Origin of the sequence: Vibrio sp., assembly GCF_038138445.1 — a bacterium.
In the GTDB taxonomy this organism is placed as follows: domain Bacteria; phylum Pseudomonadota; class Gammaproteobacteria; order Enterobacterales; family Vibrionaceae; genus Vibrio.
This window is the reverse complement of sequence record NZ_JAYQDQ010000110.1, coordinates 1-11,058: the sequence shown is the minus strand read 5'-3', so window position 1 is coordinate 11,058 and position 11,058 is coordinate 1. Positions and strand designations below refer to the sequence as shown.

The following is an 11,058-nucleotide window of genomic DNA, read 5'->3' as shown; positions in this document are numbered from 1 at the left end:
ACAATACCGAATTTAAAAGGAAATGATTAGATGGGGTTTACCGCCAGCTTACGTTTCATTAATTCTGCCCGCAGACACTAAGTATTTCATAATTAGGCTGCAAGTCGGTGATGATATCTTCAATGACTGGGTCTAATTGCTCTTTGCTGTCTATGTGTGGCATGGTGATAAGTTGAATAATGATAAGGCGCATAAAGTTTTTATGCGCCTTAAGTTAAATTGTCATGGGGTTCTATTGGCCAATGATTATCGCTCTTTTCTTTTCTTCCAATAGTGTCCACCAATTAACCACACTGGGCTCATGAGTTAACTCTTGGTAGTCAATAGTGATACCAATTTGATTTAGGTCTGAGGCAATCTTCATTATTCGGTTGGAATCGAAGCCACAGTTAAGAAGGCTTTTTTCCGGATCGAGTCCTCTAGGGTCGTCAAGTAGGGCTTGTACCTTTTCATAAAGCCACTGGTAGCTTAGTACTGTCTTTGGCTCTAGCACTGTCTGTGTGTTAATAACGTAACCTGTATAGTTAGCCACATAGCTAAGTGCGTTAAGGTGATCTTGATATGACAAATCTGCTATCGCATCACTAACGAGAAAAGCTTGTATATTTTTCTCAAGTGCATCTGTGACTGTAATTCTACAGCCCAAGTTAGCATATAAACCTGTAATTAACAGTTGGTCTCGACCCAACTCTTTAAGGTGCTGAGCTAATTCGTCAGACTGCATTGCACTGTAATGTGACTTTTCAATTAAAACGTCTCCTTCTTCGGGAGCAACAAAGGGGGTAATTATTTTTGAACAGGGAGGGATTTCCTCGAAGCCCCAAAAATCCTCAATTAAAGGATGATCATGGCTTATGGTGTTAAACGTTATTTGTGTATAGACAATAGGTATGTTTTTTTGTTTTGCCCAGTCTTTGATCTTGGCAATATTACCTAACAAAGTGGGGAGCAAAACAGAGTCTTGGTCGTAGATATCAACAAAATAGCGCTGCATGTCATGTATTAGAAGTACAGCTCTGTTGGGTTCTAGCTGCCAGTCTGTTTTGTTTAAAAATGATGTCCTACTGGGCATTGGATAACTGACGTTTGTTGGTAGTGGCATGGCCTTATTCCTTAAATCTCTTTGGCCTTCAACAAGGCAAATTGACAGATTGGTTAATGCAACAGGTTTCATTTTAGTGCACTCTACCAATTTTGCGCTTTAAACTACCTAAATGAACTCGGGTTTTTATCATACCTTGATGTACATTAAAGCTGCCACTTAGTAAGTCACACCGAAATTATGGCTCGAAGCCAAGAGTAATGAACACTCTATCTATCTAATAAATATATATTTTCATTGTAAATGTCTACTGTTTATAAAATAATGCCCTTGATAGGAAAATAGTCAACACAGAGCATATTAATGCTTAATTAAACTCTCATGTTGGCTATTACAGCTAAGTGCTACGTCGGTTAAGTTTCTAAATCATTAACTCCATTTAGTTACCTGATGTATCGCTTTGTATAAAACGAGCTACTAAGGCTCGGCTAATAAGTAGAAAAAGAAGGTGTGGTATGTTCGACTCTTCAAGTCTTCCCGATGAGCATTCAAAGAGGTTTGTCGCTGTACTCAATAAAAAAGTGGAAATGGGGAGACTATTTAATGCGCTGGGTCACATGTCGGTGGGGCTAGTAGATCAAGTCGGTGATGTTGAAAAACTTTGTTTTTTGCAATATCAAGATAAGGATGAAGGCATACATCCATCGATTTCACATTATCCTTTCATTGTACTAAAAGCTGACAACTCAAATAAAATCAGAAAAGTTCGCAATGAGCTCCTAGAGCGAAACATTCCATTTACCGATTTTACAGACACCATGATTGTTGGCTCGTCCCAGTAGCAAGTTATCGCTACGTCGGAAAAAGCAGAACAAGACTTAGAGTATTTCGGTATTTGTATGTTTGGAGATACTGCTGAGCTAAAAGAAATTACCGGAAAGTTTAGCCTTTTTAAGTAAATGGTGACAAGGGCAGGCTAATCAGAGCTGATAAAAGTTGCTCTTTTTTATCATTGGCTAAGAGCTTTTCAACATCGCATTTCCATAGTGATCAGGTCCCAAACTTGACCGTCCCAAGAGCGCTCCCCTTTTTCAAGAGCAGTTTCGACAAAGCCTAATGACTCATAACAACGTTTTGCGATTGTATTTGTGTTGAACACAGCGAGTGATAACACTTCAGCTCGGTAACTTTGTTTGGCCAGAGTGATGAGATTGGCTAACATCAGTTTTGCGATGCCTTGCCCTCGAAAGTGCTCAGATACAAAAACACGGCATATGCGAAAGTGCGAATCTGAGACTTTAAATAATTCAACGAATCCAGCCTCTTTCCCTTCTACGACAAAGATAAATGGAAAAACATTGGCTTGATTATAGTGCTCATCAATTTGAGTTACATCTAAAGGGAAGCTGAAGTTTGGTCCTCCCCATTGATAATTGAGTTTTTCAGAGTCAATCCAGTGGATAAGTAGGCTGTAATCTTGAGTATTAAATGCTCTCAGTTCCATGGTTGTTTCTCTCGATACTTATCTTATTGCCAGTAGACTTAGGTAGCTTAAGCTACTATACCTATCTCCTTATAAGCGAGCTGAACACTAATAACCTGATATAAATCACATTTATAGGTTTGTGACTGTTGTTTATCTTTGATAAATCTTAGTTTGTTTTATATTCGTCCACCTTACTGAATCTATGGTGCACTTATGGGCATATGGTTAGTCGTCAAAAAATGGTTTGAGTCGCATGTCTTTCATATTAGTAACAAAAATATTTTTATTTTAAGTGTTCTATATGTAGGGCTTTCATGGTGGCTGCTTTGGCTTGCTGGCGAAGTTGATCTAACACAAAACGGTTCACAGTTTGTTTATTACTTGATGGTGACCGCTTCAACTGTGGGTTATGGCGATTTATCACCTTCATCGGATGCAGGTAAATGGGTTGTCACATTATTTGTTATTCCGGGCGGTTTAAGTTTATTTGCTGCGGTGTTGGGCCGAGCGGCATCTGGAGCAATAGAGTATTGGCGGGCAGGTATACTAGGTAAGCGGAGAATTAGGATGGATAATCACATATTACTTTTGGGTTGGAATGGCCAGCGTACAATACACCTCATTCGTATGTTGCAGCATGAAGAAGAAGGGAAACGCCCGATTGTGTTGTGCTGTCGTTCTGAGATTGAAAATCCGTTGCCTGGTCAAATTGGCTTTGTCAAAGTGACCAGTTACACCGATTCACAAGAAATGAAACTAACCAATGTGGGCGAGGCAAGCTGCATCATTGTCGATAACCTTGAAGATGATATTACTTTATCAGCTGCTCTCTATTGTGCCAATATCAACCCCAACGCTCATCTTCTGGCGTATTTTAAAGATGAAGCCTTGGGGCATTTGCTCAGTCAGCATTGCCCTAAAGCGGAATGTATTCCAGCCGTTGGGGCTGAGATGCTTGCTAAATCGGCGGTAGATCCAGGTTCAAGTGCGCTCCATCAAGAGCTACTCGCTTCTACTAGAGGCATGACTCAATATTCTGTGCTTTACCCTCAAGATGCCGCTGACACTCGTGTAGAATCTCTTTTCACATTTATAAAGCAAGAATACCAAGCGACGCTGATCGCCATAGATACAGGATCTGGTATTAAGCTTAACCCTGAATTGGCAACCTCTGTGTCAGCTGGCAGTCGTTTATTTTATATCGCGGATGAGCGTATAGATGTTTTTAATTGGAAGTTATTGAAGGAAAAGTAGTGATAAGGCCGTTTGTATATCCATAGATTAAGCCAGTCCATTAATCACTTAAGACCTAGCCCGCTACCTGCCTTATAGTAGTGTTTAAGGCAAGACAAAGTAAAAGCCGGCATTTCAGTGCCGGCTTTTACGTTACATATCTTGATCGACCAGCAGTGCGCCGCGAGCCGTCAGGCCACATAACATTGGGGGAATGGCATTGAAGATTTCTTCAAATTGCTCTAAGCCTTCAACCCCTTGCTCAGCTAGTGTTGCGAGGCAAGTTTCTGGGTCATAAAGCATACTAATCGATAACAAAACACCACCAAGTAACGCATTGTCTTCGCTGCTTTCAGGCATGATAGCTTCCCAGTCATCTCTGGTTAACTGCCAGCCTTGAAGTAAGCCTTCACAAAAATCGCGAGCGGCTTGGTTTACAATATCGGCATCATCAAGCTTACATTCAGCTGGCCACACCCACTGATCTTCAAGAAGGTCTGGGCGATATTCGTTCCACATTGCAATAACTAATTCAATGTAGCTTTCTAGCTGCTCACCATCGCCAAATGGCGCCACTTCTTCACCTCCCCAAAGAAAAGGAATCCACTCTTGAGGAGGAAGCAGGTTAGGTGCGGCTGCCATAGCAGTCACAAAACCTTGCGTCTTAGCTTCGTTGATAAGTCTATCTTTTAGCTCGGGTTGGGCGAGTATTTCGTTTAGTGTCAAAGTAAATACCAAGCGGTCATGTCAATTTGAGATAATATTAACAGTCCAAACCAGACATAAAAAGGCCACAGCCTGCGTATATTCGCTATAATTTAACCCAAACGGTAAAAATTCAAAGGCTTATGGAAATACGTTCTTCGCTAAAAAGAAAGAGCTTTTTAGCCCTCACTGTGTATTTGGCCATCGTTATTGCGATCATTGGTTCGGTGAGTTATCTCGTGGTTGAGCCACCAATTAGAGAGCAATTGGAAAAGAATCTCGACTTAAGAACCGAGTTGATTGCAAGTGAAATTGAAGAGCCGCTCAATAGCTCTGTTGGAATTTTGCAGAGTGTGGTTGGCATTGGCAATACAGATGAATCTCAAGCGCATCAAGCAGAGATGCTGTATGAGCTATTTTCAGTGCTGGATGGCGTGGTGGTTAGTGGTGGGCTTTGGCCAATACCATACTCAATTGATAAGAAAAAAGCTTATAGCAGCCTGTTCTTTAACCGTGCTAGCGACGGCCTAGTCGATCAGGTCTTTTCATGGGATAACCCTGAATCGGGTGGTTATGACAATGAGATATGGTATACCGCAGTAGTTGATAAACCGCCAGGTACGGTGATTTGGTCGCAGGTGTATATCGACTCCTTTACACATGTGCAAATGATCACGGCATCATCACCTTATTTTAAAGGTGGAGAGCCGGCTGGCGTGGCGACCATTGATGTCTCATTAGAGAGTTTGGTCGAATTTGTTAGTGAACATGCTCAGGATTACGAGTTAGGCATAGTACTCAGAGATTCTTACGGTGACGTCATAACCGACTACAACTTTCAGGTTGTAAAAAACATTTACATGAGCAGTACAGAATTTGGCGATTTTCAGTGGAATATAGACGTTGTGAATGCCAATCGGCTGGTAGATGAAGAAGCATTTTATGTGGTGACGAAAGTCGAAGCGGGCATCATTCCTATCATGCTAATGTGTGTGGTGATGGGCTATGTACTGATCAATCGTTTTCTTATCTCTCCAATTGTGTTGATTGCTGAAAAAGTCAATGACTCTCGCACAGGAGGGGCAATAGATATTCGTTACAACAGCCAAGATGAAATTCGTCAACTGATTGAAAACTTTAACCAGAAAACCAAATTCTTAGAGCAAGAAAAACAAAAAGCTCAGGCCTCGACAAAAGCCAAAAGTGCCTTCTTGGCAACCCTATCACATGAAATTCGAACGCCTATGAATGGTGTACTGGGTACGGCGCAAATATTAATGAAAACTGATTTAAGCCAAGAGCAGCTTAAACATATGAAAACCTTGTATGACTCAGGCGATCATATGATGACCTTACTCAACGAGATCCTAGACTTCTCAAAAATATAACAAGGCTTCTTGGAGCTGGAAGAGCATCCATTCCCACTTGAGTCAATATTGGGCAGCGTGAATAGTGTGTATTTTACCTTATGTGCGGAAAAAGGACTGCAATTTAAAGTCTATTCTGAAGTCCCGCAGGGGCGCTGGTACTCGTCAGATAAAGCGCGCTTGCGTCAAGTGTTGTTTAACCTTCTCAATAACGCCGTAAAATTCACATCACGTGGTTATGTGGAAGTCTATTTTCGCGAGTTTAGGCAGCAAGGCCGTAACTTCCTAGAAATTAAAGTGCGCGATACCGGCATAGGCATTGCCAAAGAAGCGCACGATAAGATCTTTAGCCCATTTGAACAGGCAGAATCATCGACTACACGGCGCTTTGGCGGCACTGGCCTTGGCCTTGCGATAGTCAAACAAATCACAGACCTAATGGGCGGGGAGATAACAGTGACCAGTGAAGTTGGCATTGGTACTAGCTTTAGAGTCACCCTAGGCATGGCGCCTTGTGAGCCACATTCACTTGAAATAGAAGAGCACAATAACCTCAATTATCAGGGGCTAAAAGCGCTTATTGTTGAAGACAACCGAACCAACGCCATCATTATGAATACTTTCATGACAGGTAAAGGGTTCGAGTGTGAAGTTGCTGAAAATGGCGAGATTTGTTTAGAGAAGCTTGCTAACAATAATTACGACTTAATCCTAATGGACAATCATATGCCGATCATGGATGGGGTTGAAGCAACCATTGCCATTCGCGCCTTAAGCAGCTCGAAAGCAAAGATTGTCATACTCGGCTGTACCGCCGATGTGTTCAAAGAGACGCGTGAACGTATGGTGGGCTCTGGCGTCGATTACGTCATTTCGAAACCGATTGACGAAACTGAGCTCGATGATGCTTTGTATCGGTATTCCGATCGTTTATACCAATACAAGCCGGGCCTGAGGGAGCGTAAAGAAGCGGAACCACTGCAAATGGAACCACTGCTGGTAAATTTCTTTATGGCGCTCGATGATCAAGATTTTGCACACGCTGAAGAGTATTTCCAACGGATAAGAAATGAAATCGCCGATCTAAAGGATGATCTCTTGATCCAAACCCTTAATGCAGTGCAAGAGAAACTTTCCCACAAAGAAGCGCCAGCTCAGTCTGATTTGGATGTCCTCACTGTCTCCCTAAACGACTATTGTGGGTAGCTATTTATTATCCCCCAAAGCCAAAGAGCGGAGAAAATCCGCTCGAATCAGCTATTAAATAATCAAACGATCAACGAGTGAGACTTTTTTTCCGAAAGAAGCTTGACCTACCCCAATAGAATCATTAAATTAGCGCCTCGTTGGTTATTCAAACCAACCACAATTTATTTCGGTGAGTTGTCCGAGTGGCTGAAGGAGCACGCCTGGAAAGTGTGTATACGGCAACGTATCGAGAGTTCGAATCTCTCACTCACCGCCACATTCAAAACCCCAGCAGAAATGCTGGGGTTTGTTGTATTTGGTGGAAAATATTTTCACTCTTCTAAACAGCCAATTGTTTCAAACAACTCGCCCACGCAACGGCCATGGGCGCACTCGCGGTCTCGCAAACCGGAGTAGGCTTATCCTCACCCGCCGAACTCGAAGCAATGCTCAAGCGAATTGAGGTAAAAGAGTATAAGATCTAGCCCTCATCCAAAACTTTCTTCGAGAACACCAAAGCCAGTGTAGAGCTTTGGTGTTTTGGGTTTGAAGAAACGAATTAATTCCTTTTATTTAAATAAAATATGATCATCGAAGAAATCTGCTTAGTTTCCGTTTATTATATTCCCCAATAAACATATGATGTACAAGCTAATTTTTTAGTTCGTTGAGTTTTTCCAAGATGTATCTTTGCAACTTGCCTCGTTTGCGGAAGGGTTGATTTATGAATTCGACATTAGATTTTTACCACAAGCATGCCACGCGCTTAGCAAAGCAATATGACTCGCTTGAATTCGAAACTGTCCATAGGTCATGGTCTACTTTCTGGCCCAAATGTGGGGCTAACGTTTTAGATGTTGGTGCTGGCTCTGGCAGAGACGCCAGATGGTTTGCGGCTCAAGAATGTTCAACAGTAGCCGTCGAGCCGTGTAAAAAGTTTCTGCAATTGGCAAAGAAAAGCAGCACTCAAGCAATATGTTGGATAGAGGACTCGCTACCTTATTTGCAGAATGTAACAACCAGCTCAAACCACTATGACTTGATACTTTTATCTGCGGTTTGGATGCATTTAGATTCTAAGCAGCGAGCCGCTGCCATAAAAAGGCTGCACGAATTGCTCGCAAGTAATGGGACTCTAATAGTGACTTTGCGTGACGGTGAGTTTAAAGATGGTCGTGAGACCTTTGGTGTTTCTGTCAATGAATTAAGCCTTTTATGCTCTGGAGTAGGTTTTGAGATTTATCATGTTGCAACGGATGACGATTCACTCAATCGAGAGGATATCAGGTGGCAGACGGTGGTTATCAAAAAAGCAGTTTCATTGAAGGAATATTAACTTGTGTCGTATCAATATTACTTAGATAAATTTCGAAGCCTGACTATGAATAACGCCAATGGTAAAAAAAGCCCACATAAAGTGTGCATGCTATTGGCGGTTATGGATTTAATTCAAGCAAGTATCATTACCTCAAATAAAATTGAGTTTAACCAAGTCCTTAAAGATAGATTTACGCAGCACTTTGAAAAGTTTGCCCAGGGAAATGACAAAAATACCCCTGAAAATCCTTATTTCTTTTTGCGAAGTGAAGGCTTTTGGCATTTATCCTACAACGCGGGATATGAAGAAGGTTCCACTAATCGTTACTCTGCAAAAGCGATAGCCTTTGCTTATCTGGATCAAGAACTCTTTGATTATATGAGGAGTTTTATTGTGACCAATGAACTTAAAGATGCCTTGATTTCGAATTTTTCTGATATGTCTTCTCGCTATCTCCAATGGCTCATGGATGTTGGAAAAACAGAGAAAACGGCTGGGAAATACCTTGGTGCAATAGAAGGCTCAATTTCTAATTGGCTTATGGATACTGGTGACATCTGTGAACCTATTACTGGCATAAAGTCCTATCGGCAGTTTGCTAAGTATGAAGAAAAAGTGCGGCGGCTAGATATTTTTAAACTGCGAGATGGGAAAGAGCAAGGTTTGTATAGTGAGGCGCTATCTCATTACCAACGCTTTTTAGCCGATCTCGCCCAAATCGATGTGAATGCAGATATTCGACAAGTTATGGTAGATAAAACGCTTACCGATACAGAAAAGAGCATCATGGTAAGTGCTAGGGTTGGCCAAGGTTATTTCAGAGCCCAACTACTGAAAATGTGGGGTGGCTGCGCTGTCACCGGCTATCGAAATAGTCAAATGTTACTTGCTTCTCATATTAAACCTTGGCGAGATTCAAATCATCAAGAAAGGTTGGATAAGTTCAATGGCTTATTATTGTTGGCTAATTTGGATAAAGCGTTTGATCTTGGTTTTATATCGTTTGATGACAGTGGCAAAGTGCTGATTTCACACTACCTTGAAACACCGGAAGTACTGGGTCTCAGAGAAGATATGTCATTTAATGTTATGGCTGAACACAAGCCATACCTGCGCTACCATCGTGGAGAGCTGTTTAAAGGGTTGTGAATGAGGGCTGAAGTTGACACGCTAAACTCTCTAAGCGTGCAATTTAGCGTGATTAGAAGGGTAAAAAATTCATCCTGAATGACTCCTTTCGTATTGGTATATTGACTTTTTCCTGTGACTGGATTGCCCCGAAGTCACTTAGATTAAATACTCTACTCAATTCAGAGGGCGTGCGTTTACCCTACCAAAACTTATTCGATTGAGTTGATAACTGTTCACTCCTGTCATTAGGCGACATCTTGCAGTCTAACTTCCCTTTATGTGACATAACGTATTGATTGTTAGTTTATTTAATATGAGAATGAATGCATTATAGAAGGATGAAAGACGACAATTTGTCGTCTAATAAGCGTTAGTTTTTATTAATCAGCGGGATAAAATGAAATATTTACTAGATCTTGAAAAACTAGAACATGCAGATATTGTTTTAGAGTCTGGGAACACTAAATGGGTTAGTGACTTGATAAAGGCAGCTACAAATAGTCGCTATTCTCATGCAATGCTTTATGTCGGGCATTCTTTAAATCATGCAACATCAGATGGTGGTGTTTTCTCTAAGAATCCACAAAGGATTTTGGTTGATGATGTAAAAGACCTAAAAGTATTGCGCCTAAAAGATTCTATTTCAGATGACGTTAAACTGGCTATATGCAAGGAATCAAGTTACCTCGTTGGCACACTATATGGGAAAAGAGAAGCAACAAAATCTATAACTAAAACTGAGAAAGCATCAAAAAGTAAAAAGCAGTTTTGTTCGAGGCTCGTAGCTCAGTGTTATGCTAAGTCGGGTATTAATTTAGTAAGTAATCCAGACTATTGTACCCCTGAAGACTTGAATCACTCTGAACTGTTGGTTGAAGTCGCTGATTGTGTGCGGCTAGCAACAGAAGATGATTTAGAAATCTACAATAGAAAAGATCCGAATATTGAAAATCTGCAGGAAACATATAAGTGGTTAAATAACGCTCGAGATCTTTACAAGAAAGAGGGAGTGGAAATACAAACCATCAATGATGTCACACAAGCTCTCATGCAAGACCGCAAATTTGACAATCGTTTATGTAAGCTGGCAAAAGCTACGAAATACTTTGAGCTGTATAACGTAGATCAGCAAGTCAATACAATGAGGTATTGCCCAGATGGCTTCTACGCAGTTTTAAGCAACTCTAATGACATGAACAAAATTGTTCGAGAAGAGATAGCTTTAAACGACAGAGAAGTAAAAAGACATACTGAAAACTTGATAGCTGCGAGGCATAACTTTAAACAAGCGCGTTTGACGTTTTCGAAGTTACATATCAAACTGTATGAAAATCTCCTCAGAGAGACGCTGCATCGTTTCATTGTTATTGAACAAGCTTTAACTCGATGTGGCTGCAATACTCATCATGTTCAGCAAAAAATCACATCATTGGAAAGCCTGCTCAAAAATAAAAACTAACAAACGACTATGGCACGGTTTGCCTTACTCGAAGTAATCCGTAAATACCTAAATTAGTAGATTCACTAACACGAAATTGTCCGTGCGACGTGAAGTCGCATGAAGCGCTGTTCACCGCGATAAGAGTGA

8 protein-coding genes, 1 tRNA gene and 2 pseudogenes are annotated in these 11,058 nt (G+C 41.1%); 7 read left to right on the top strand and 4 right to left on the bottom strand.

Annotated elements, in window-relative coordinates; all coding sequences use genetic code 11:
* Positions 1–58 precede the first annotated feature (58 nt).
* Complete coding sequence (locus AAFM34_RS18760; protein ID WP_341665481.1) at positions 59–193, bottom strand: hypothetical protein; 135 nt, start codon at positions 191–193, stop codon at positions 59–61.
* A gap of 39 nt (positions 194–232) precedes the next feature.
* Positions 233–1,102, bottom strand: coding sequence for an isochorismatase family protein (locus AAFM34_RS18755; protein WP_341665479.1), 870 nt, complete (start codon positions 1,100–1,102; stop codon positions 233–235).
* 455 nt (positions 1,103–1,557) lie between these two features.
* Here AAFM34_RS18755 and AAFM34_RS18750 point away from each other — a divergent pair.
* Positions 1,558–2,001, top strand: a pseudogene (locus tag AAFM34_RS18750) (DUF2000 domain-containing protein).
* A 68-nt stretch (positions 2,002–2,069) separates the two neighbouring features.
* Here the strand turns inward: AAFM34_RS18750 and AAFM34_RS18745 are convergent.
* Entirely contained in the window at positions 2,070–2,546 is a 477-nt protein-coding gene (locus tag AAFM34_RS18745; RefSeq protein WP_341665477.1) for a GNAT family protein, read from the bottom strand.
* Positions 2,547–2,741: 195 nt separating this feature from the next.
* Here AAFM34_RS18745 and AAFM34_RS18740 point away from each other — a divergent pair, with 195 nt between their 5' ends.
* Positions 2,742–3,782, top strand: coding sequence for an ion channel (locus tag AAFM34_RS18740; RefSeq protein WP_341665475.1), 1,041 nt, complete (start codon positions 2,742–2,744; stop codon positions 3,780–3,782).
* Between the two features lie 132 nt (positions 3,783–3,914).
* Here the strand turns inward: AAFM34_RS18740 and AAFM34_RS18735 are convergent, their stop codons facing one another.
* Positions 3,915–4,487 carry a UPF0149 family protein gene (locus tag AAFM34_RS18735; RefSeq protein ID WP_341665472.1) on the bottom strand — a complete coding sequence of 191 codons (573 nt, stop codon included), beginning with the start codon at positions 4,485–4,487 and terminating at the stop codon, positions 3,915–3,917.
* 122 nt (positions 4,488–4,609) lie between these two features.
* Between AAFM34_RS18735 and AAFM34_RS18730 the strand changes: the two are divergent.
* From AAFM34_RS18730 to AAFM34_RS18710, 5 genes and pseudogenes are all read left to right on the top strand, one after another.
* Positions 4,610–7,039: pseudogene (locus AAFM34_RS18730) on the top strand (ATP-binding protein).
* Between the two features lie 171 nt (positions 7,040–7,210).
* Positions 7,211–7,298: transfer RNA gene (locus AAFM34_RS18725), tRNA-Ser, on the top strand.
* A gap of 447 nt (positions 7,299–7,745) precedes the next feature.
* The gene (locus AAFM34_RS18720) at positions 7,746–8,357 is read left to right on the top strand and encodes a class I SAM-dependent methyltransferase (protein ID WP_341665470.1); all 612 of its coding nucleotides are present in this window, start codon (positions 7,746–7,748) and stop codon (positions 8,355–8,357) included.
* A 3-nt stretch (positions 8,358–8,360) separates the two neighbouring features.
* The gene (locus tag AAFM34_RS18715; RefSeq protein ID WP_341665468.1) at positions 8,361–9,488 is read left to right on the top strand and encodes an HNH endonuclease; all 1,128 of its coding nucleotides are present in this window, start codon (positions 8,361–8,363) and stop codon (positions 9,486–9,488) included.
* 379 nt (positions 9,489–9,867) lie between these two features.
* Positions 9,868–10,929, top strand: coding sequence for a YiiX/YebB-like N1pC/P60 family cysteine hydrolase (locus AAFM34_RS18710; RefSeq protein ID WP_341665466.1), 1,062 nt, complete (start codon positions 9,868–9,870; stop codon positions 10,927–10,929).
* The last annotated feature ends 129 nt before the right edge of the window (positions 10,930–11,058 follow it).

Coding starts and splice junctions, on each gene's coding strand:
- AAFM34_RS18720 (WP_341665470.1), top strand. CDS start 7,746: ATGAATTCGACATTAGATTTTTACCACAAGCATGCCACGCGCTTAGCA.
- AAFM34_RS18755 (WP_341665479.1), bottom strand. CDS start 1,102: ATGCCACTACCAACAAACGTCAGTTATCCAATGCCCAGTAGGACATCA.
- AAFM34_RS18710 (WP_341665466.1), top strand. CDS start 9,868: ATGAAATATTTACTAGATCTTGAAAAACTAGAACATGCAGATATTGTT.
- AAFM34_RS18740 (WP_341665475.1), top strand. CDS start 2,742: ATGGGCATATGGTTAGTCGTCAAAAAATGGTTTGAGTCGCATGTCTTT.
- AAFM34_RS18760 (WP_341665481.1), bottom strand. CDS start 193: ATGCGCCTTATCATTATTCAACTTATCACCATGCCACACATAGACAGC.
- AAFM34_RS18745 (WP_341665477.1), bottom strand. CDS start 2,546: ATGGAACTGAGAGCATTTAATACTCAAGATTACAGCCTACTTATCCAC.